The organism is Variovorax sp. 10L426, assembly GCF_056395305.1.
On sequence record NZ_JBFTJF010000017.1, the window covers coordinates 112,026 to 133,418 of the forward strand.

General features: G+C 65.4%; 21 protein-coding genes. 11 read left to right on the forward strand and 10 right to left on the reverse strand.

All coding sequences use genetic code 11. The annotated features are described in order from the left end of the window. Positions 1 to 6 precede the first annotated feature (6 nt). Entirely contained in the window at positions 7 to 930 is a 924-nt protein-coding gene (locus AC1DHL_RS23240) for a shikimate dehydrogenase family protein (protein WP_478163520.1), read from the reverse strand. A gap of 176 nt (positions 931 to 1,106) precedes the next feature. Here AC1DHL_RS23240 and AC1DHL_RS23245 point away from each other — a divergent pair, with 176 nt between their 5' ends. From AC1DHL_RS23245 to AC1DHL_RS23255, 3 genes are all read left to right on the forward strand, one after another. After that, entirely contained in the window at positions 1,107 to 1,892 is a 786-nt protein-coding gene (locus AC1DHL_RS23245) for an IclR family transcriptional regulator domain-containing protein (protein WP_478100933.1), read from the forward strand. A gap of 77 nt (positions 1,893 to 1,969) precedes the next feature. After that, a complete protein-coding gene (locus tag AC1DHL_RS23250; RefSeq protein ID WP_478163521.1) occupies positions 1,970 to 2,254 on the forward strand; it encodes a CopG family ribbon-helix-helix protein in 285 nt (94 codons plus the stop codon). 8 nt (positions 2,255 to 2,262) lie between these two features. After that, positions 2,263 to 2,562 (forward strand): type II toxin-antitoxin system RelE/ParE family toxin, encoded by a 300-nt coding sequence (locus tag AC1DHL_RS23255; protein ID WP_478100929.1) that lies wholly within the window; start codon positions 2,263 to 2,265, stop codon positions 2,560 to 2,562. A 107-nt stretch (positions 2,563 to 2,669) separates the two neighbouring features. Here the strand turns inward: AC1DHL_RS23255 and AC1DHL_RS23260 are convergent, their stop codons facing one another. Further along, positions 2,670 to 4,079, reverse strand: a complete 1,410-nt coding sequence (locus AC1DHL_RS23260) for an MFS transporter (RefSeq protein ID WP_478163522.1) — start codon at positions 4,077 to 4,079, stop codon at positions 2,670 to 2,672. Between the two features lie 422 nt (positions 4,080 to 4,501). Between AC1DHL_RS23260 and AC1DHL_RS23265 the strand changes: the two genes are divergently transcribed. The 5 genes from AC1DHL_RS23265 (at position 4,502) to AC1DHL_RS23285 (ending at position 10,380) form a co-directional block, all read left to right on the forward strand. Next, complete coding sequence (locus AC1DHL_RS23265; RefSeq protein WP_478100925.1) at positions 4,502 to 5,746, forward strand: ROK family protein; 1,245 nt, start codon at positions 4,502 to 4,504, stop codon at positions 5,744 to 5,746. After that, positions 5,739 to 7,292: a sugar ABC transporter ATP-binding protein gene (locus AC1DHL_RS23270; RefSeq protein ID WP_478100923.1), complete on the forward strand. Its 1,554-nt coding sequence runs from the start codon at positions 5,739 to 5,741 to the stop codon at positions 7,290 to 7,292. The genes AC1DHL_RS23265 and AC1DHL_RS23270 overlap by 8 nt, the downstream gene beginning before the upstream one ends. A gap of 20 nt (positions 7,293 to 7,312) precedes the next feature. Then, positions 7,313 to 8,326, forward strand: coding sequence for an ABC transporter permease subunit (locus AC1DHL_RS23275; RefSeq protein WP_478100921.1), 1,014 nt, complete (start codon positions 7,313 to 7,315; stop codon positions 8,324 to 8,326). 152 nt (positions 8,327 to 8,478) lie between these two features. Then, positions 8,479 to 9,417: an ABC transporter substrate-binding protein gene (locus tag AC1DHL_RS23280; RefSeq protein ID WP_478100919.1), complete on the forward strand. Its 939-nt coding sequence runs from the start codon at positions 8,479 to 8,481 to the stop codon at positions 9,415 to 9,417. A 36-nt stretch (positions 9,418 to 9,453) separates the two neighbouring features. Next, a complete protein-coding gene (locus tag AC1DHL_RS23285; RefSeq protein WP_478163523.1) occupies positions 9,454 to 10,380 on the forward strand; it encodes a carbohydrate kinase family protein in 927 nt (308 codons plus the stop codon). A gap of 10 nt (positions 10,381 to 10,390) precedes the next feature. Here the strand turns inward: AC1DHL_RS23285 and AC1DHL_RS23290 are convergent, their stop codons facing one another. From AC1DHL_RS23290 to aroC, 3 genes are all read right to left on the reverse strand, one after another. Beyond that, positions 10,391 to 10,813: a putative toxin-antitoxin system toxin component, PIN family gene (locus tag AC1DHL_RS23290; RefSeq protein ID WP_478163524.1), complete on the reverse strand. Its 423-nt coding sequence runs from the start codon at positions 10,811 to 10,813 to the stop codon at positions 10,391 to 10,393. 5 nt (positions 10,814 to 10,818) lie between these two features. Continuing rightward, a complete protein-coding gene (locus AC1DHL_RS23295) occupies positions 10,819 to 11,142 on the reverse strand; it encodes an AbrB/MazE/SpoVT family DNA-binding domain-containing protein (RefSeq protein WP_478163525.1) in 324 nt (107 codons plus the stop codon). 90 nt (positions 11,143 to 11,232) lie between these two features. Beyond that, on the reverse strand, positions 11,233 to 12,351 hold the full coding sequence (gene aroC / locus AC1DHL_RS23300; protein ID WP_478100912.1) for a chorismate synthase: 1,119 nt from the start codon (positions 12,349 to 12,351) through the stop codon (positions 11,233 to 11,235). 145 nt (positions 12,352 to 12,496) lie between these two features. Here aroC and AC1DHL_RS23305 point away from each other — a divergent pair, with 145 nt between their 5' ends. Together AC1DHL_RS23305 and AC1DHL_RS23310 are read left to right on the forward strand one after the other, a co-directional pair. Continuing rightward, the gene (locus AC1DHL_RS23305; RefSeq protein WP_478100911.1) at positions 12,497 to 12,919 is read left to right on the forward strand and encodes a cupin domain-containing protein; all 423 of its coding nucleotides are present in this window, start codon (positions 12,497 to 12,499) and stop codon (positions 12,917 to 12,919) included. 40 nt (positions 12,920 to 12,959) lie between these two features. Continuing rightward, positions 12,960 to 13,532 carry a GbsR/MarR family transcriptional regulator gene (locus tag AC1DHL_RS23310; protein ID WP_478100909.1) on the forward strand — a complete coding sequence of 191 codons (573 nt, stop codon included), beginning with the start codon at positions 12,960 to 12,962 and terminating at the stop codon, positions 13,530 to 13,532. 107 nt (positions 13,533 to 13,639) lie between these two features. Here AC1DHL_RS23310 and cydX read toward each other — a convergent pair whose 3' ends face one another. The 5 genes from cydX to cydD are packed head-to-tail and all read right to left on the reverse strand — an operon-like array spanning position 13,640 to position 19,991. Further along, positions 13,640 to 13,762, reverse strand: coding sequence for a cytochrome bd-I oxidase subunit CydX (gene cydX, locus AC1DHL_RS23315; protein WP_286367183.1), 123 nt, complete (start codon positions 13,760 to 13,762; stop codon positions 13,640 to 13,642). Between the two features lie 32 nt (positions 13,763 to 13,794). Beyond that, positions 13,795 to 14,949: a cytochrome d ubiquinol oxidase subunit II gene (gene cydB / locus AC1DHL_RS23320; protein ID WP_478100906.1), complete on the reverse strand. Its 1,155-nt coding sequence runs from the start codon at positions 14,947 to 14,949 to the stop codon at positions 13,795 to 13,797. Positions 14,950 to 14,971: 22 nt separating this feature from the next. Further along, positions 14,972 to 16,582, reverse strand: a complete 1,611-nt coding sequence (locus tag AC1DHL_RS23325) for a cytochrome ubiquinol oxidase subunit I (RefSeq protein ID WP_478163526.1) — start codon at positions 16,580 to 16,582, stop codon at positions 14,972 to 14,974. 35 nt (positions 16,583 to 16,617) lie between these two features. Further along, positions 16,618 to 18,312: an amino acid ABC transporter ATP-binding/permease protein gene (locus AC1DHL_RS23330; RefSeq protein WP_478163527.1), complete on the reverse strand. Its 1,695-nt coding sequence runs from the start codon at positions 18,310 to 18,312 to the stop codon at positions 16,618 to 16,620. Further along, positions 18,309 to 19,991 carry a thiol reductant ABC exporter subunit CydD gene (cydD, locus tag AC1DHL_RS23335; protein WP_478163528.1) on the reverse strand — a complete coding sequence of 561 codons (1,683 nt, stop codon included), beginning with the start codon at positions 19,989 to 19,991 and terminating at the stop codon, positions 18,309 to 18,311. Before cydD ends, AC1DHL_RS23330 begins: the two co-directional genes overlap by 4 nt. A gap of 152 nt (positions 19,992 to 20,143) precedes the next feature. On the opposite strand from cydD, the gene AC1DHL_RS23340 reads away from it, so the two are divergent. Further along, positions 20,144 to 21,247 (forward strand): glycosyltransferase family 4 protein, encoded by a 1,104-nt coding sequence (locus tag AC1DHL_RS23340; protein ID WP_478100898.1) that lies wholly within the window; start codon positions 20,144 to 20,146, stop codon positions 21,245 to 21,247. The last annotated feature ends 146 nt before the right edge of the window (positions 21,248 to 21,393 follow it).

The window sequence follows — 21,393 nt, forward strand, 5'->3', positions numbered from 1 at the left end:
TTGAAACTAGGCGACGCTGGCCGAGTGATAGCGCAGCGGTTGTTGGATTTCGTCAGCCATCGCGGCGGGATAGATCAGCTCGCGGAGAAAGTCCGCGTTGTGACGGACCGCATTCGCGGCCTCCCGGTGGCCGAAGAAATCGAGGTAGTGCGGCATTTGCTGGATCAGCATCTCGAAGCCGGCTTGCGCATTGAGGCCTCGCTCGCGTGCGGCGCGCACCAGCGGCGTGGGCTGATTGCGCAGGAGGATGTCGAACAGCGCGGCGTGCGAATCCATGCGTGCGACGTCGACAGGCAGCGGGTCTTCGGACTTCAGGCCCAGCGAAGTGGCATTGACCACGAGGTCATAGCCGGCCGGATCGTTGGTGTCGACTGCAACGGTGTTCGCGTCGAAGAAGGAATCGAGCTTGGCTGCCACACCGGCCGCCTTGCCGGCCTCGACGTCATAGAAGGCGATGTGCTCGGCACCGTTGACCGTGCCGCCTTCCGCCAGCGCGACACCGATCGCCGCGGCGCTCACGCCGGCGCCGATGATGAGCACGCGCTTGCCGCGAAACGGGATGTTGTAGCGATCGAGCGCACCCAGCAGGCCCTCGCCGTCGAACAGGTCGCCTTCGAGTTCGCCGTTGTCGATGCGGCGCACCACATTGACCGAGCCCGCCACGCGGCCGAAGAGCCCGCAGCCGTCGAGCAGGTCGACCAGCAGCGGCTTGTGCGGCGGCGCGATGGCCATGCCCCGCACGTTCCTGGCCAGGAAAGCCGCCTTGACGAAGACCGCCAGATCGCGCCGTGCCACCTGCACAGGCGCCATCACGGCGTCGATGCTGCAATGCTCGAAGACGGCGTTGAACATGCGCGGCAGGCGCACGTTCGTCACCGGGTCCCCGGGAAGGAGGTAGAGAGACGTGCTGCCGACGATGGAAGGGAACATGGGATCGTGCCTCGCTTCAGCTGTGGAAATGTTCGACTATCGCTCGAATCGCCAATGAAGCGCCGCTAATGTAGCGGTGAGTCCGTTGGATTCATCCGATCGGATCGTGTGAAAACTCGATGATCGGACTACACTGATCGATTATCGAACGAACCCAGGGTTTGTCCCGAAGCCATATGACCGCAGAAACGTCCATCGCCCCGCCCGGCCTCGACAAGCGCGACTGGATTGCCGGGCTCGAACGCGGCGTCTCGATCATCGAAGCCTTCGACGACGCGCACCCGCGCATGACCGCCAGCGAGGCGGGCCAGCGCACCGGCATGACCCGCACCGCCGCTCGCCGTTACCTGCTCACGCTGCAGCACATGGGCTACGTGGCAGGCGACGGCAAGCTCTTCTGGCTGACGCCGCGCGTGCTGCGGTTGGGGCAGTCGTATCTGGAATCCGCCCGGCTGCCGCGCATCGTGCAGCCCTTTCTTCAGCGCGTCGCGGCCGGCACGCACGAGATCGCCTACCTCAGCGTGATGGACGGCGACGAGGTCGTCTACATCGCGCGCAACGGCCCGAACCGCAGCATGAGCACGGGCTACGTGCTGGGTGCGCGCGTGCCGGCGCAGGTGACCGCCTCCGGCATGCTGATGCTGGCCATGCGCAGCGACGAGGAACGCAGCGCCTGGCTCGAAGCGCGCGAGCTCGCGGTCTTCACGTCGCACACCATCTCGAGCAAGGAACGGATGAAGCTCGAACTGGCCCGCATCCGCGCGCAGGGGTGGGCATTGTCGGAACAGCAACTGGATCTGAATTCACGCGGCATCGCGGTGCCGCTGCGCGATCGGCATGGCGATCTCGTCGGCGCGCTCAACGTGACGATGCCCATGGGCCATGAAAGCAGCGAGGACGCGGTCGCCCGCGTCCTCCCTGTCTTGCGCGAAACCGCGCAGGCGATGCGGAGCTTGATTTAGGGTCAGGACCAGGAGGAGTCTCTCGATTCTGGCTGTAGCACAGGAGTGCTACAGTAACCCCCAACCGGGGAATCCATATGTCCACCACCACCATTCGCATTGACGACAACTTGAAAGAACGGATCGCTGCCGCGGCCGACAGGGCAGGCAAGACTGCTCACGCATTCATCGTCGAAGCCGTCGCCCAGACCGTGGAACAGCTCGAAGCGGAAGAGGAGATCCATCGCATTGCCGACAAGCGCTGGTCGAAAGTGGTGGCGACCGGAAAGACCGTGTCCTGGGACGATACGAAAAAGTATCTTGCCGCCCGAGGCCGAGGCGAGAAGCCCATGAAGCCGCTAGCCCAAAAGCTGGGACGCTGACCTCCGGGATGACGCGAATCGAACTCGCTCCCGAAGTGCTCGATGACTTCGACCGCTTTATCGACCACCTGACGCGCTTCGAAGCCACCGACATCCCGCAACGCCTGGGCGAGATCATGCAGGCGATAGAAATCCTGGCTCACAGTCCCCTTATTGGCCGGCCTGTCAAAGGCGCCAAACGGGAACTGCTCATCGGCCAGGGATCGCGAGCCTACGTTGCGCTCTACCGCCATGTCGCCGATATCGACACCGTCTTCGTCCTTGCATTGCGCCATCAGCGCGAAGCGGGTCACAGGCGCAAGCCTTAGTGGCTTGCCGGCATGCGCATCGTGCAATCTCTTACGTAGCCATAAAAGGCGGGCAATCCCTCGCGAAAGCACCGAGACCATCGCAATGAGACCGCCCGAACTCGTACTCAGCCAGCCGCCTTGGCCAGCCGCGCATCGGCCAATGTCTGCGCGCGCATCTTCTCGTAGTCCTGCCTGGGAACCGGCACCGCGTTCGGATTGCCGAGGTCGTTCAGGTGGATGCGGTAGGTCTCGCGGGCACTCAACACTGCGAGCGCCGAGATGACGGTGATGCCGAAGGTGAGCGCGCCGATGGTCAGCGGGATGTTCGCCGCACCGGGAGGCGCCACGGCGACGAAGAGCGCGGGCAGCAAGGCGGTGATGGTCGTGCCGGTGTTCTGCGAAATCGCCATCGCCGAGCAGCGCGAACGTGTCGGGAACAGCTCCGGGTAGAAGCTCGGGAAGACGGCGTTGTAGCCCTGGTACACGATGCCCCACATGAGCAGCGACATCACAATCGCCAGCGGCACGTTGTGAATGCTGATCGCATAGAGGTAGCCGAACGAGAGCAAGCCCGCACCAAGAGCGCCGATGACGATCGGCGGCTTCCGGCCGACCTTGTCCGACAGGTTGCCGACCATGGGAATGACGACCACTGCCAGGATGTTGCCCAGGACCGGGATCCACAAAAAGATGTCCTTCTCGAAGCCGATGCCGTAGGCCGGCTGCACCGCATAGGCGGCACCGAACACGGTGGCAACCACAGGAATGACGTTCATCAGCGCCGCGCAGACGACGCGGACCATGTCCCGCCAGCTGTTCGTGAAGGCCTCGACGATGGGCGCCTTCTGCACTTCGCCCTGGCGCGCTTCTTCAGCAAACGCGGGCGTCTCGTCGACTTCGCGACGAATGATGTAGCCCGCGACGATCACGACGAAGCTCAGCAGGAACGGAATGCGCCAGCCCCACGAGAGGAATGCGTCTTCGGGCATGTAGTGCGCGAGCGGCAGGAACACCGCCGCTGCCAGGATCTGGCCGGCCTGCACGCCTTGCAGGCTGAAGCTGGCGAAGAAGCCACGGCGGCCGAAGGGCGCGTGCTCCAGGATCATCGAGCTTGCGCCGGAGATTTCACCGGCCACCGCGAAGCCCTGGATCAGACGCAGCACGACGAGCAGTGCCGGTGCGAGCAAGCCGACTTGCTGGTAAGTCGGCAACAGGCCGACCGCGATGGTGGAGAAGCCCATCAGGAACATGCAGACGAGCAGCACATGCTTGCGGCCCCGGGTATCGCCCCAGTGGCCAAGCACGAAGGCGCCGATGGGCCGTGCGACATAGCCGACGCCGTAGGTCGCCAGCGACGCGATGATCGCGATCCGCGGATTGCCCGACGGGAAGAAGATCTGCGGGAAGATGAGCGACGCCGCGGTCGCATAGATGAAGAAGTCGTAGTACTCCAGCGCCGAGCCGATCCAGCCGCTGGCGGCGGCCTTCTTCGACTGGTGTCGGCCTTGCGGCTCGTGGTCCTTGGGGTTGCTCATTTGTCTCTCCGATGGGTGGTCGTGTGGATCTGGGAAACACCGTGCCTTGCCTGCGCCGACACCGACTTCGTTCGGTTATCGCGCAATTCGGGAAGGCGCGGCGTGAATGTAGGGTTCGGCAGCCTCGCAGGACAGCGAAAACTCGGCCGCATATGCGATTAACGATCTGTATTGGTCGATGATCGAACGCTACGCGGGTTTATCCCGAAATGCCCGCGAACCCCGCGCAACTCGCCGCCGCCCTCTTCGATACCGAGATTCCCTGCGAGCAGATTCGGCCTGTGCAGTCAGGCCTGAATACATACTTTCTTGCAACTTTCCGGGTTAACCCTCAAGGTCGACCCAGGCGACGCTCCTACTATTTATTCAACTTGAATTAATTAATGACCATGGCAGTCAGCCAAGGTCGAAGGAGACAGTCCGTGAAATCAGCCGGTCCCGGGCGGGGCACGAATTCGGCGAACCTCCGCCTCTACAACGAGCGCACGCTATTGCAGCGTCTGCGTCGTGCGGGCGAAGCGTCGAAGGCCGATCTCGCGCGCTGGGCACAGCTGACGAACACGGCCGTCGGCAGCATCGTTCAATCGCTGGAAGAGTCGCGCCTGATCGAGCCCGCCGGCCGACGCCAGGAAGGCCAGCGCGGCCAGCCCGCCGGGCTCTACCGCATCAACCCCGAGGGTGCCTACGGCGTCGGCGTGCGCCTCGACCGCACGAGCATCGAAACGGTGCTGATCGACCTCGGCGGCAAGATCCTGGCGCGCGAGGCGCACGACGTGCTGCTCCCCCAACCCGACCACGCGCTGTCGCTGGTGCGCAAGGACATCGCTCGCGTGCTGACTGCGCTCGACGGCCCGCAGCGTCGGCGGCTGATGGGCGTGGGGCTCGCGCAGCCTTACAACCTCGGCAGTTGGCTGCGCGAACTCGACCTGAAGGCCGACTTCCGTGTCTGGGACGAGGTGGACTTCGGCCAGTTGCTCGCCCAGGCGGTCGGGCAGCCTGTGTTCAAGGAGAACGACGGCAACGCCGCCGCGATCGCGGAGATGTTCTTCGGCGTCGGGCGCGAGGAAGACGACTTTCTCTATGTCTTCCTCGGCGCGGCGCTCGGCGCCGGCGCGGTGATCGGCGGCGAGAGCCTGCGCGGCAGCAGCGGCAACGCGGCCGACCTCGGGCTGATGCCGGTGCCGCCGAGCCGCCTGCCTTCGGCGCCGGTGCTGGATCGGCGCTGGGACATCCTGCTCTCGCGCGCATCGCTCAACTCGCTCGCCCGCCATCTGCGGCACCACGGCATCGTCGTGCGGGGGCACGCGGATCTCGAAGCCTGCGTCAAGTCCGGCAGCGCCGAGGTCCGCGAATGGCTCGATGACTGCGTGGACGCGCTCGTGCCTTCGGTGCGGGCGTCGCTCGCGGTGCTCGACCTGCCTGCGGTGGTGATCGACTGCGACATCGACAGTGGGCTGATCGGCGACCTCATCACGCGCATCGACGCCGGCCTGCGCCTGATCGCGCCAGAGGCCCGACAGACGCCGCGCCTGTTGCGCGGCAGCTTCCGCGCGGACGCCGGCGCCATCGGAGCGGCGAGCCTGCCGATGTTCTTCAACTTTTCGCCCCGCGCCGATGTGCTGCGCGGACGTTCGCATCGTGCTCATCTGGAGACCACCCATGCCTGACCCCAACGCAGCCGCCGCGCTGCTCGAACTGCGCAAGATCTCGAAAACCTTTCCCGGCGTCAAGGCGCTGCAGGACGTGCGGCTGCGCGCCCGCGCCGGCCACGTGCATGCGCTGATGGGCGAAAACGGCGCAGGTAAGTCGACGCTGATGAAGGTGCTGTCAGGCGCGTACATGCCGGACCCCGGCGCGGAGATCCTGATCGACGGACAGATCGTCCACATCGACGGACCGCTCGCCGCCAAGAACCTTGGCGTGTCGGTCATCTACCAGGAGCTGAGCCTTGCGCCCAATCTCACGGTGGCCGAGAACGTCTACATGGGCCGGCCCTTGCGCCGCGGCAGCCTGGTCGACCGGGCCGGCATGACCGCCGCCTGCGAGGCAACGCTGCAGCGGCTCGGCGCCGACTTCGGGCCGACGACGCGCGTCGCGACATTGTCGATCGCGCAACGCCAGTTGGTGGAAATCGCCCGTGCTGTGCATTTCGACTGCCGAATCCTGGTGATGGACGAGCCGACGACGCCGCTGTCGACGCACGAGACCGACCGCCTCTTCGCGCTGATCAAGCGCCTGCGCAACGAGGGCATGGCGATCCTCTACATCAGCCACCGCATGGACGAGATCGACGAGCTTGCCGACGAGGTCACGGTACTGCGCGACGGCACCTACGTCGGCACGCTCGAGCGCGCTGAACTCTCGCGCGACAAGCTGGTGAAGATGATGGTCGGCCGTGACCTCTCGGGCTTCTATCGCAAGGAACACCATGGAGAGCACACGGGTGCCAAGGCGCTCTCGGTGCGCGGCCTTAGCGATGGCCGGCGTGTGCACGACTGCAGCTTCGAGCTGCACTCGGGTGAAGTGCTTGGGCTGGCTGGCCTGGTGGGCGCGGGTCGCACCGAACTGGCACGCCTGATCTTCGGCGCCGATCCACGCACCGCCGGCGAAGTGTCGCTCGACGAACTCGCCGGTCCGCTGAAGATCGAGAAACCGATCGATGCCATCCGCTCGGGCATCCTCTACCTGACCGAGGACCGCAAGGGCCAGGGACTCTTCCTGGACTTGTCGGTGAAGGACAACATCAACGTGATGGTGTGCCCCCGCGATGCGAACGCGGGCGGCGTGATGGACGGCAAGCGAGCGACGCAACGGGCACGCGATGCGATCGCCCAACTTTCGATCCGCGTCGCATCGGCACGCGTCAATGTCGGCTCGCTCTCCGGCGGCAACCAGCAGAAAGTGCTGCTGGCACGCCTGCTCGAACTCGCACCCCGCGTGCTCATCCTGGACGAGCCGACGCGCGGTGTCGACATCGGCGCGAAGAGCGAGATTTACCGCCTCATCGACGAGCTCGCCCGCCGCGGCGTGGCGGTGCTTGTCATATCAAGCGAACTGGCCGAAGTGGTCGGCATCTGCGACCGCGTGATCGTGATGCGCGAAGGCCACCTCGTCGGCGAGGTGGGCGGCGGCAGCGGCCAGGCCATCACGCAGGAAAACATCGTCGCGCTCGCCACCGGCGCGGTGCCATCCCACACGCCGACCCTGCACTGAAGCAGCCCAGGAGACAAGACATGACCAAGCAGACATCGCCGGCCGTCCCGGCGTCGGACAGCCCCGCCCTGCCCCCTGCGCTGCGCGGCGCCACGGGCAAGGAGATCATTCGCGCGCTCGGCATGCTGCCGGTGCTCATCCTGCTGTGCATCGGATTCAGCTTCTCGAGCGACAACTTCTTCAGCCTGCAGAACCTGTCGATCATGACGCAGCAGGCGTCGATCAACATCGTGCTCGCAGCCGGCATGACCTTCGTGATCCTCACGGGCGGCATCGATCTGTCGGTGGGCTCGATCCTCGCTGCGTCGGCAGTGGTCGCGATGCTGGTGTCAAACGTGCCGCAGTTCGGCATGCTCGGGATCGCCGCCGGCCTGGCCTGCGGGCTGCTGTTCGGCTTGATCAACGGCGTGCTGATCGCCTTCGTCAAGCTGCCGCCTTTCATCGTCACGCTGGGCTCGCTCACGGCGGTGCGAGGGATCGCGCGGCTGATCGGCAACGACACCACGGTGTTCAATCCGCAGTTGCCGTTCGCCTTCATCGGCAACGGTGAAGTGCTCGGCGTGCCGTGGCTCGTGATCATCGCCTTCGCCGTGGTGGCGCTGTCGTGGTTCATCCTGCGGCGCACGGTGCTGGGCCTGAACATCTACTCGGTCGGCGGCAACCCGGAGGCCGCGCGCCTCGCGGGCATCAAGGTCTGGGCGGTGCTGCTCTTCGTCTATTGCACGTCGGGACTGCTCTCGGGCCTAGGCGGCGTCATGGCTTCGGCACGGCTCTATGCGGCCAACGGTCTTCAACTCGGCTCATCGTACGAACTCGACGCGATCGCCGCGGTGATTCTCGGCGGCACCAGTTTCGTTGGCGGCACCGGCTCGATCCTCGGCACGCTGATCGGCGCATTGATCATCGCGGTGCTCACCAACGGGCTCATCCTGATGGGTGTGTCCGACATCTGGCAGTACATCGTCAAGGGCCTCGTGATCATCGGCGCCGTCGCACTGGACCGCTATCGCCGCAAGGATTCCGCAAGAACATAGGCACACCCCCAGGCTTCGCGCACTTCGTGTCGCTACGCCAACCCTCTTGCAGGGGGCAACACCGGCGGCCCGGCGAAGCCGGTTCCGCGGTGTTTCCCGAATCAGTGACCTAACCATCGCTTTTTGCTTCAACCACCAACCAGGAGACTCTCATGCGCAACAAACTCTTCGCCCTCGCCGCCATTGCCGCCGCGCTCGCCATGCCCGTGGCGCACGCCCAGCAGAAGGAATTCAAGAACGTGGGCATCACGCTCGGCTCGATGGGCAATCCTTTCTTCGTTTCGCTCGCCAAGGGCGCGGAAGCGAAGGCCAAGCAATACAACCCGAACGTCAAGGTCACGGCGCTGTCGGCCGACTACGACCTCAACAAGCAGTTCTCGCAGATCGACGGTTTCATCTCCGCGGGGTCCGACCTTATTCTGGTCAACGCAGTGGACGCGAAGGCCATCGAGCCGGCGCTGACGAAGGCCAAGAAAGCCGGCATCGTCGTGGTCGGTGTCGACGTGGCGGCCAACGGCGCGGACGCCACCGTGCAGACGAACAATGTGCAGGCCGGCGAGATCGCCTGCCAGTTCATCGTCGAAAAGCTCGGCGGCAAGGGCAACGTGATCATCCAGAACGGCCCGCAGGTGTCGGCGGTGATCGATCGCGTCAACGGTTGCAAGACGGTGCTCAAGAAGAGCCCGGACATCAAGGTGCTCTCGGACGACCAGGACGCCAAGGGTTCGCGCGAAGGCGGTCTGAACGTGATGCAGAACCACCTGACGCGCTTCCCGAAGATCGACGCGGTGTTCGCCATCAACGATCCGCAGGCCATCGGCGCCGACCTCGCCGCCAAGCAGCTCAACCGCAAGAACATCGTCATCACCTCGGTCGACGGCGCGCCCGATATCGAAACCGCGCTCAAGAGCGACACGCAGGTGCAGGCTTCCGCGAGCCAGGACCCGTACATGATCGCGCAGAAGGCGGTGGAGATCGGCCACGACATCCTCAACGGCAAGAAGCCGGAGGCGACCATGACGTTGTTGCCCTCGACCTTGATCACGCGTGCCAACGTCAAGGACTACAAGGGCTGGCAAGCGCCGCGCTGAAGACAGCAGCCTGAAGCCTGAAGAAGGAGAGCCACCATGTTCGTGGTTTGCGGCGAAGCCTTGATGGACGTCTACATGGGTGGATCCACACCCACCGGCATGACGCTCGATGCGCGCATCGGCGGCTCGCCGCTCAATGTCGCGCAAGGGCTCGCGCGGCTGGCGCGGCCATCCGCCTTCCTGACGGGTCTGTCCACCGATGCGCTCGGCGAGCGCCTGCTGGCGTCGCTCAAGGCCGAAGGGGTCGACACCTCGCTGATCCTGCGCAACGACGCGCCGAGCACGCTCAGCGTCGTCAGCGTCGACGCCAGCGGTGTGCCGCGCTACGCCTTCCACGGCAATGGCGCGGCAGACCGCCAGATCACGCACGACACGCTGCCCGCCCTGCCACCGGCCACGCGCGTGCTGCAGTTCGGTTCGTATGCACTTGCCGTCGAGCCGGTCGGCAGCGCATTGCGCGCCCTGGCGGCGCGCGAGCGGGATCGGCGTCTGATCGCCTACGACCCCAACGTGCGCCTCAATGTCGAACCCGACCTTGCGCACTGGCGGGCAGTGGTGGAGCAAATGGTGTCGATCGCGCACCTGGTCAAGGTGAGCGACGAGGACCTTGGCCTGCTCTATCCGGCCGAAACACCGGAGCAGGTCGCGGCGCGATGGTTGGCCCAGGGCGCCGCGCTGGTGGCCGTGACGCGCGGCAGCCACGGCGCAAGCGCGTGGACCCGCGCCGCGCAAGCGGACGTGCCGTCGCCCGAGACGAAGGTGATCGACACGGTCGGCGCGGGCGATACCTTCCAGGCCGCGTTGCTGACGTGGCTCGACGAGCACGGCGCGCTCACGCCCGAAGCGCTGTCGAACCTGGATGCCGCATCGCTCGATACCCTGCTGCGGTTTGCCGCGCGCGCCGCCGCAATCACCTGTTCACGCCGCGGGGCGGACATGCCTCGGCGCGCTGATCTGGATTGAGCGAGGCCGGTCAGCGCGCGCTGAAGCGCTCGATGAATGCTTCGACCCCGACGATAGGAAATGTCGTCGTGCCCGCCATCACGAGAAGATCGCGGTCACCGGTAACGAGCATCGCGTTTCCCGCCGCCGCAAGCTGGAGAAACGGCATGTCGAACGGATCGCGGCAGTCGGGCACGGCCGGCGGCGGATCGGGCAGTACCAATACGGTGGCGTAGGGCAGATAGTCGGCCAGCAGTTCTTCGCGCTCCTCGGGCGAAAGCCGGAACTTCGGATACGCGAGCACCCGAACCAGTTCGCCCGCCGTCGCGGCGCTCACCAGCGGCGAGCACGCGCGCTGCTGCCACAAGCCGCGCAACATCCGGGTCGCGGGACCGCCGAACAGCAATGCCGAAAGAACCACGTTGGTGTCGAACACCACAGGCCTGGTGGCCACGCCACTCATGCCTTGCGCTTGGGCTTCGTCGGGGTCGGCTTGCCCGGCCGTGCAGGCTTGATCGCATAGGCGGCATCGGGCTCCGCCGCGATCGGCGCCGACCGCGCAGCCGTCTGGCGGGCCCAGTCGATGGCGCCTTGCACGTCGTCACTGGTCAGGCCCAGCGCCGCCAGCTTGGCGCGAACCGCGTCGCTGCGCTGGATCCGCACGGGAGTCAGCACGATCTGGCCTTCACGCACCTCGACGTCGAAATATTCGGTCGCGCCGATCTGATCCGTCACGCTGCGAGGCAGCGTCAGCTGATTCTTGGAGGTCATCTTGGCGAGCATGGGAAATTCTTGAAGTAAGGAATCCTTACTTTAAGGCGACGCGCTCTATCCGGTCAACCCGCCGCCCTTCAACCACAGCGGAAGGTACGACTAGAGGAAGGACGCCTGTGGCGACTCGGAGCCGGCGGCCGCCGACGGCTCGCCGTGCGACACGTCGCCGCATTGCGCGCGTTGGCGCAAGGCGTGCTCCATCACGACCAGCGCCAGCATCGCCTCGGCGATCGGCGTTGCACGGATGCCCACGCAGGGGTCGTGTCGGCCCTTGGTGACGACTTCGACCGGCTGGTTGTTCACGTCGATGGACTGGCGTGGACTGATGATCGAACTGGTCGGCTTGATCGCGATGCTCACGTCCAGGTCCTGGCCCGTGGTGATGCCGCCGAGCACGCCGCCGGCGTTGTTGCTCAGGAAGCCTTCGGGCGTGATCGAGTCACCGTGGGTGGTGCCTCGCTGCGTCACGCTGGCAAAACCGGCGCCGATCTCCACGCCCTTGACGGCGTTGATGCCCATCATCGCCCAGGCAATGTCGGCATCCATCTTGTCGAAGAGGGGCTCGCCCAGCCCCACGGGCACGTTCGACGCGGTCACGCGGATGCGCGCGCCACAGGAATCGCCGGCCTTGCGCAGCGCATCCATGTAGGCCTCGAGCTTCGAGACATCGGCGACAGGCGCGAAGAATGGATTGTTCGGCACATGCTCCCAGCTTTCGAAGGGAACGACGATTTCGCCGATCTGCGTCATGCAGCCGCGAAAAATGGTGCCGTACTTCTCGAAGAGCCACTTCTTGGCCACGGCGCCCGCAGCCACCATCGGTGCGGTCAGCCGAGCGGACGACCGCCCGCCGCCGCGCGGATCGCGAATCCCGTACTTCTTCCAGTAGGTGAAGTCGGCATGGCCGGGCCGGAATTGCTGCGCAATCTGGCCGTAGTCCTTGCTGCGCTGGTCTGTGTTCTGGATCAGCAGCGCGATCGGCGTGCCGGTGGTCTTGCCCTCATACACGCCGCTGAGAATCTGCACGGCATCGGGTTCGTTGCGTTGGGTGACGTGCCGGCTGGTGCCGGGCCGACGGCGATCCAGGTCCCCCTGAATGTCCGCCTCACTCAGAGCCATCCCCGGCGGGCACCCATCAATCACGCACCCGATCGCAGGCCCATGGGACTCGCCAAAGTTGGTAACTGCGAAAAGGGTGCCAAAAGTATTGCCGCTCATAGCGCCGGATTATCCCAACAAAGCTGGAACGCACGCCGGTCGCCAGAAACACCGTGGAGCCGGCTTCGCCGGGCCGCCGGTGGGTTGGTGTAATTTTTGCGTGCTGCGGCGCAGCATCCCCACTCTCAACTTGATAGGAACGCACATGCTGGACAAAACCGACACGAAGTTTTCCCACGTCAAGCCGGGCGACACCGAATACGTCTCGGGTGGACTGCGCGACTTCTTTCTCTATCGCGACCTGGGCATTGCCGACGCCACCCACGGCAAGGTCATCGCGCACCTCGTCAAGGCCAACATGGCACCGGAAACGGGCACCGGCTGGCACCGGCACGAGGCAGACTTCCAGATCGTCATCATGGTGAAAGGCTGGGCGCGCTTCATGTACGAGGACAAGGAAACGCTGGTCGAAGCCGGCGACGTCGTGCATCAACGCCCGGGCATCCGGCATTACCTGTTCGACTATTCGCCCGACATGGAGTACCTGGAGATCGTCTCGCCGGCCGACTTCAAGAGCGTCGACGTCGAGCCGGCCTGCGAGGTCCCGGCACCCACCCCTTGGAAATAGAGAAGAGATCAATCCACCGGGGCTGAGTCAAAATCGCCGGATGCCCGCTCAGCCCCTGCCCCCGCTCAATCGCCAGTTCATCGCTCATTTCGGGGAAATGGGCAGCAAGTGGGGCATCAATCGAACGGTCGGCCAGATCTATGCGCTGATCTTCATCTCCGAGCGCGGGCTCAACGCCGACGAGATTGCCGAACTGCTGGAGTTCTCGCGCTCGAACGTGAGCATGGGCCTCAAGGAATTGCAGGCATGGCGGCTGGTGCACCTGCGCCATCATCCGGGCGACCGCCGCGAATACTTCGAAGCACCCTCCGATGTATGGGAAATCTTTCGCGTGCTGGCCGAGGAACGGCGGCGCCGCGAAATCGAACCCACGCTCTCGATGCTCCGCATGGCGATGCTCGAAGAACCCACCTCCGACGAAGAGCGCCATGCCCAGCAACGCATGCGCGAGATGCACGACCTGATCGACCGACTCATGACCTGGTTCGACGACGTGCAGCGCCTCGCCCCCGAGACCGCCATGCAACTCATGGGCATGGGTGCCACGGTGACCAAGGTCCTAGGCCTCAAGGACCGCCTGACCGGCGCCAAGAAGGAAAAGCCCGCCCCGTAGGCGCCGGCCCATTCCAGAAACACCGCGGAACCGGCTTCGCCGGGCCGCTGGTGTTGCCCCCGGTGAGGGGGTGGGCGGCTACACGAAGTGAGCAACCTGGGGGAGAGTCAGGGCTTGTCTAGTTTGTCGTGCCGGATGGCCTCGTCGTCCATCAATTCGTACCACATCGCATTGAGCACCGCGAAGGTCGCGGCGAGCGGTAATCCCAAAATCCAGGCGAAGTACCACATGGATGAATTCCTCGGTTGATGGTTGGATGTGATCAGTAGGCGTGGCCGCGGTCTTCGCGGATCGCGTCGGCGTCCACCTTGCCTCGCAGCACGTGATAGACCCAGCTGGTGTAGGCCAGGATGATCGGAATGAAGATCACGGTCACCACCAGCATGATGAAGAGCGTCAGATGGCTGGACGAGGCGTCGAACACCGTGAGACTCGCGCGCGGGTCGATCGACGACGGCAGGATGAACGGGAACATCGACACGCCGACGCTCAGGATGATGCCCGCGATGCTCAGCCCGCTGGCCAGCAGCGTCATGATCTCGGCACGGCTGCGCAGCCCGATGAACGCCAGGAGCGCGCCTGCGAGCCCCACGCCCGGCACCACATACAGCAGCGGCTGCGCCTCGTAGTTGGTGAACCAGGCGCTGGCATGCACCTCCACCGTCTTGAGCATCGGGTTCGACGGCCCGTCCACCGGCAATGCGCTCGTCACGCGATAGCCGTCGACGAAGGACCACAACATGAACCCGGCCAACGCATAGAGAACGACGGTCGCCAGCGCCGCGGCGCTTCCGTAGCCGCGTGCGCGATCTGCGACAGGCCCCGTGGTCTTCAACTGCAGCCAGGCGGCACCGTGCATCATCAGCATCGCGACCGACAACAGTCCGCACAGCAGCGCGAACGGGTTGAGCAACCCGAAGAAGGAACCGTCATAGAAGATGTGCATGTCGGTCCCGAAGCGGAACGGCACGCCCTTGAGCACGTTGCCCATCGCGACGCCGAAGATCAGCGAAGGCACGAAGCCGCCGATGAAGAGCGCGATGTCCCAGCGCGTGCGCCAGGCCCGGTCGTCGCGCTTGCCCCTGAACTTGAAGGCGACCGGCCGCAGGATCAGCGCGGCAAGGATCGCGAACATCGCGAGGTAGAAGCCCGAGAACGACACGGCGTAAAGCTGCGGCCAGGCCGCGAAGATGGCGCCACCGCCCAGGATCAGCCAGACCTGGTTGCCCTCCCAGACGGGGCCGACGCTGTTCACGATCACGCGGCGCTCCAGGTCGTTGCGGCCCGCGAAGGGCAGCAGGATGCCGGTGCCAAGGTCGAAGCCGTCCGTCACGGCAAAGCCGACCAGCAGCACGCCGAGCAGCAGCCACCAGACGACGCGCAGGAATTCGTAGGAAAGCAGTGTGTGAAGAATCATTGTGGTGCTCCGTTGCTCCGTATCAGTCGGCGGCGAGAGGCTTGCGCGTCAGCGCGGCCACTTCAGGATCGGCTTCGCCGCGATAGACGGACGGCGCGGGCGTCGGACCTTCCTTGGGCCCCTTGCGGATGGCCTTGAGCATCAGCTTCATCTCGATCACGATCAGGATGGTGTAGATCAGCACGAAGCCCAGGATCGTCAGCAGCACCGTCATGGCACCGAGGTTCGACACGGCCACCGCGGTCGGCAGCACGCCCTCGATCACCCAGGGCTGGCGGCCGACTTCGGCCACGATCCAACCCAGCTCGGCAGCAATCCACGGCAGCGGAATCGCGAAGACCGCAACCTTGAGCAACCAGGGATAGGCATCGAGCTTTCGCCGTGTGGAGAGCACGAAGAACGTGGCCGTGAGCACGATGAAGAACATGCCAAGCCCGACCATGATGCGGAAGGACCAGTAGAGCTCGGCCACGGCCGGCATCGTGTCCCATGCCGCCTTGGATATCTGCTCGGGCGTGGCCTGTCTCGGATCGTCCACGTAGCGTTTGAGCAGCAGCGCATAGCCCATCTCGTTGCCGAAGTTTTCGAAGTCCGCGCGGACTTCGGGCGGGATGTTCGTGTCGCTGCCCGCTTCGCGGATCTTCTGCAGCGCGTCGTAGGCCTTGAGGCCGTCGTGGATGCGCACCTCGGCGCGCTGCACCAGTTCGTCGATACCCGGGATCACCGTGGTCAGCGAACGCGTTCCGATCAGGCCGAGCAGCATCGGGATATGGACCGCGAAGTGTGTCTCGCGCGTGCGCTGGTCGGGAAATCCGAAGGCGGTGAAAGCGGCCGGCGCAGGTTCGGTCTCCCACATCGCTTCGAGCGCCGCGACCTTCATCTTCTGGTGTTCGGTGGAAAGGTAGCCGCTTTCGTCGCCCAGCACGACCACCGACAAGGAGGCCGCGAGACCGAAGGATGCGGCGACCGTCATCGAGCGCTTCGCGAGTTGCAAGTGACGTCCCTTGAGCACATACCACGCCGATACACCGAGCACGAAGATGGCCGCGACCGTGTAGCCCGCCGACACCGTGTGCACGAACTTGGCCTGCGCCACCGGATTGGTCAGCACCGCGGCGAAGTCGGTGACTTCCATGCGCATCGTCTGCGGGTTGAAGGCCGCGCCCACGGGGTTCTGCATCCAGCCGTTGGCAATGAGGATCCACAGCGCCGACAGATTGGAGCCGATGGCCACCAGCCAGGTGACGATCAGGTGCGCCACCTTGGACAACTTGTCCCAGCCGAAGAAGAACAGGCCGACGAAGGTGGCTTCGAGAAAGAAGGCCATCAGCCCTTCGATGGCCAGGGGCGCCCCGAACACATCGCCCACGTAATGGCTGTAGTAGCTCCAGTTCATGCCGAACTGGAACTCCATGACGATGCCTGTCGCCACGCCCATCGCGAAGTTGATGCCGAAGAGAATGCCCCAGAACTTCGTCATGTCGCGCCAGATGACTCGGCCCGTCATCACATAGACGGTCTCCATGATCGCGATGAGCACGGAGAGGCCGATGGTGAGCGGCACAAAGAGAAAGTGGTAGAGCGCCGTGAGCGCGAACTGCAATCGTGAGAGAGCGACGATATCGAGGTCCATGGGGTTCCTTTCGTGTTCTTGCGTGACGTTTGGACTCAATCGGGCCTGAGCGCACTCAATGCCGCGTCGAATGCCGGCGTGCCGCGCTGGAGGTCGGCCACGATCCGGCCTCCCTGCATGCAGACCAGGCGGTCCGCCAGCACGGCCTCGCGCCGCAGGTGGGTCGCGACCAGGAGGGTGCGTCCTGCGGCCTCGACGTCGAGGCGCTGCAACACATCGTGCGCAGTCGCAGTGTCCAATGCTTCCGTGGGTTCGTCCAGCAGCCAGATGGGTACGTCGCGCAGTAGCAGCCGAGCCAGCGCCAGCCGCCGGGATTGCCCGCCGGAGAGGCCCAAGCCGCCTTCTCCGAGCAAGGTGTCGTATCCCGAGGCCATGGCCTGCACTTCGTGCGCAAGGCCCGCCGCCGTCAGCGCGGCCTGGAGCCGCGCGTCGTCCGCGTCGGGATCGGCCAGCCGCAGGTTGTCGCGAAGGCTGTCCTGGAAGAGTTCGGTGCGTTGCGTCAACAGGCAATGGGGCCGGATGCTGACCCCGCCCGACTGCGCCGCGAGATCGCCCGAGAGGACCGCGAGCAGCGTCGACTTGCCCGCGCCGGACGGTCCGATCAGCGCCACGCGTTCGCCGTCGGCCAGGGTCAGGGTGATGTCGTGCAACGCGGCCACGCGGCTGCCGGGATGGGCCGCGCTGACATTCGCCAATTGCAGCGCACCGCAGTCGTCAGCGGCGCGAGCAGGCTGCGACGTGCGCGATTGCCGAGTTGCCATCCGAGGCGCCAATCGCCTTGCCGCCAGCCATGCACGGCCGGCCTCGAGCGCACCGCGACGCAAGGCGGCGAAAGGCTCGACGGCAGTGAGCGCGACCAGCAGCGCCAGAGCTGCCGCAGATGCGCTGATGGCACCTTCGCCCGCCAGCGAGCCGACCGCCAGCAACACCGCCGCCAGCGTCAACGTGCCGACCATGCTGTAGGCCATGCCGGCACCGATTTCGAGGCGATTGAGCGTCAGGTCGGCCTGTGCGAGATGGCGGTCGGCTGCTGCCAGCGATTCGCGCTGGGCGTCGATCCTGCCGGCCATCACCAGTTCTGTCTGCCCTGCCACCAGATCCACGGCACGGGAACGCAGTGCTTCCATGGCCTGTGCCCGCCGAACCGCTGCGGGACGCGCCCTTGAAGCCATCACCAGCGCAATGCCCCAGCCCGCGGCGATCAACCAGAGCGCGAGCACAAGGCCCATCCAGGGACGCATCGCCCCGAGCACAATGCCCGCCAGCATGGCGGCACCGAGCGCTGCGCCTGCGGGAACGAGCATGCGCAGATAGAACGATTCGAGCGCGTCGATGTCGGCCGTGAGACGGAAGAGCACCCGTGCCGGCCGCACCAGCAATTGCCGGGCAGCCGCCGGCTCGGCCCAGCCGCGGAACAGGCGCTCGCGCAGCGCTGCCAGCACGCCGAAGGTCGCGTCATGGGTGACCAGTCGCTCGCCATAGCGCGAAGCCGTGCGGCCCAGCGCCAGCAAGCGGATGGCGGCGGACGGCATGAACACGTCGAAGCGAATCGCCGTCGCGGCCTGCAGCCCCGCAAGGGCCGTGGCCGTGATGAACCAGCCCGAGAGGCCGAGCAGCGCCATGCCCATCAGCACGGTCAGCGCAGCCAGCGCAGCACCGAGTGCGAGTTGGCGCGGCTCCGCGGCAAGGAAGTGCGTCAACACAGGGCGAACGTCGCGCCATCGCTTCATGCCGCCTCCTTCGCCGGCATGGCGTCGAGGCGGATCACGCGATTCATTCGCGCCGCCAGCACGGGATCGTGCGTCGCTGCGATCAGCGTCTTGCCGCGTGCGAGTTCGATCAGCGCGTCGGCCACGCGCTCTGCGGTGTAGGTGTCGAGGTGCGCGGTCGGCTCGTCGACCAGCAAAAGGTCAGCGCCCGGATGCGCGGCCAGGCGGGCCAGCGCAAGTCTCACGGCCTCGCCGCCGGAAAGACCGCTACCGCCCTCCCCCAAAGACATCCCGGGATGCGCCTGGGCGACGTCGTCCAGCACGGCGAACTGCATCGCGGCCTCGACGTCGGATGCCTGCACGCCGGCACGCCCCAGCGCCACATTGGCATGCACGGTGCCCGCGAAAACGTGCGGCTTCTGACCCATCCACGCCATGCGGCCGCGCAACGTAGTCACCGTGCGATCCGACAGTGGCACGCCGCCGACGATGATCTCGCCTTGCCGCGCGGGCACGAGACCGGCGATGAGGCTCAGCAAGGCCGTCTTGCCGCAACCACTCGAGCCCATCAATGCAACGTGCTCGCCCGCGGCCACGCGCAGGTCGTAGCCTTCGAAGAGGATGTCTCCGCCCGGTTGCGAGAAATGCAGATCGCGAATGCGCAGCGAAGGCGCTCCCGGCGCGGCCAGGCCATGCGCAGACGTCGGTGTCCGCGTGCCGGGCAACAGGACGCCATCCCGTGCAAGTCCGTCGAGCGAAGCAAGCGCCGCTTCGCCTGCAGCGCGGTCGTGCCACACGGCGGACAGTTCCCGCAGAGGTTCGAAGAATGCGGGCGCCAGCAGGAGGATGAACATCCCCTCGCCGAGGCTCAGTCGCCGGCCCCAGGTCCCGAACTCGAACGTGCCCAGCAGATGGAAGCCGACGTAGGCCGCGACCATCGCGACACCCAGCGCGGAGAACAACTCCAGCACGGCAGACGACAGGAAGGCAATGCGCAACACGTGCATCGTGCGCTCGCGAAGGCTTTGCGCCGCCTCTCCGAGACGCTTCGCGGTGGCATCGACCGCATCGAGTGCGCGCAGCGTCGCCAGCCCGCGCAGTCGATCGAGCAGGAAGGCGCTCATCCCTCCCATCTCCACCATCTGCGCCTCGCTGGCGGCCCTGGCGCGCCATCCGACGATGGCCATGAAGACCGGAATGAGCGGCGCCGCGATCAGCAATATCGCCGCAGCGGTCCACGAGAGACTCGCCACGGCCACCAGGATCACGACGGGCACGACCGTCGCGCGCCAGCGAGCCGGCCCATAGCGCACCAGGTACGGCACCACGGCCTCGGCCTGCTCCGCGATCACGCTGGCTGCGAGGCCGGAGGCCGGCCGCGCGCTGTCGACCGGCGAACGCGCTGACAGCGCTTCTGCCACCTGCACACGCAGTTGCGACAGACGGGATCGCGCCACCGAATAGACCCGGCGCGTGCCCCACGCCTCGCATGCCGCGCGCAATAGCCCGAACAGCAGGATGCCCGCCGCCGGCAGCAGCACCGCACCGATGCCTTCGCCGGCGCCCAGCCGCTGCACGGCCCACGCCAACAGACCCGCCTGCGGCAACCAAAGTAGCGCCGCGACACCTTGGACCAGATTCCCCAAGCCGCGAGCGTCAAGCGCACGCAGGCCGGCAATGGGCGGGATGGGAGGATTCACAGCGTTGTCTTGGAATTTCAGTATTTACTGAAAACTCAGCAATCATAGGTGATATCGCACTCTCGCCAATCTTGATGCCAAAAGCCCTTTGGAGCATGCCAAATCTCGATGACGCAACCGCTAAGCTAGGGACGATCGACGGAGAAAAGAAATTGAAGATCCTTTCCATCACACCCACGTACTTCCCCGAAGTGGGCGGTATCGAGTCCGTGGTGCGAGAGCTTGCCGTCCGCATGTCCGGCAACGGCATGCAGGTCGATGTGGCGCATGTGTCGCCCAAGCATGCAGCCTATTCCGTGAGCGGCATGGACGGCATCAACGTCTACCGGATCCCGGTCACCGGCAATCGGCTGGTGGGTTACGCGCGCGGCTTCGGCAGCCTCGCAGCCGGTTACGACCTGCTGCACGTGCACGACCCGCAATTGATGATGCTCACCGGCAATGTGCTGCTTCAATCCCGAGCCATTCCAGCCATCCTGAGCACGCACGGCGGGTTCCGCCACACTCGCCAGCACCAGGCATTCAAGTGGGCACACGAGCATTTCCTGATGCGCCCGCTGCTGGGTCACTACCGCCGGGTTCTCGCGGTCAGCCAATCGGATGCCGAGTACTTCGGCCGCTACTCAGGCCACGTCGACCAGTGCGACAACGGCATTGCCTTCTCGAAATTCCAGCGCGGACGCATCACTGGCGCACCGGATCCCACGAAGTGGATCTACTGGGGCCGTTGGTCTCGCAACAAGCGCATCGACGCGGTGATCGACGTTGTCGCCCAGGCTCGTGACCAAGGGGTCGCCATTGATCTCCTCGTCGCAGGTCCCGACTTCGACCATCTCGGGGACGGCTTCAAGGCAAAGATCGAGGCGCTCCAGCTTGGCGGCTCGATCAAGCTGCATCCCTACATCGAAGACGCTTTGCTCATCCAGGCGTTGCAGCAACGCTCGGTGTTCATCACGGGCAGCGAGTACGAAGGCTTCGGCGTGGGCATCCTCGAAGCCATGGCTGCAGGCAAGATCGTGATCTGCCGCGACATGGAGCCTGTCAACGGCTTTGTCCAACGCGACGTCAACGGCTTCTTCCTGGATTTCGACGGCAGCGCCAAGGACCTCGCAGTCGTGCGCGAAGTCGCGAGCCTCGGCGCGGAACGTTGCATTGAAATGTCCAACGCCGCGCAAGCGACCGCCAAACACTACGACTGGGAATCCGTCGCCGAGCGATTCTCGGAGCACTACGCCAAGGCGCTGGGCAGCCGTTAGGGCCTGTTCACACTACTTCCGGGGATCGCGTTGCCGTGCAAAGGGGCTGGATGCAAGGCGCCCGCGCGCAGCAAGGCTTTGGCCTTGCAAGCGTGGGCAACGCCGCAGACGGCCCCTTTGCACGACAACCCGAAGGGAAGGTATGC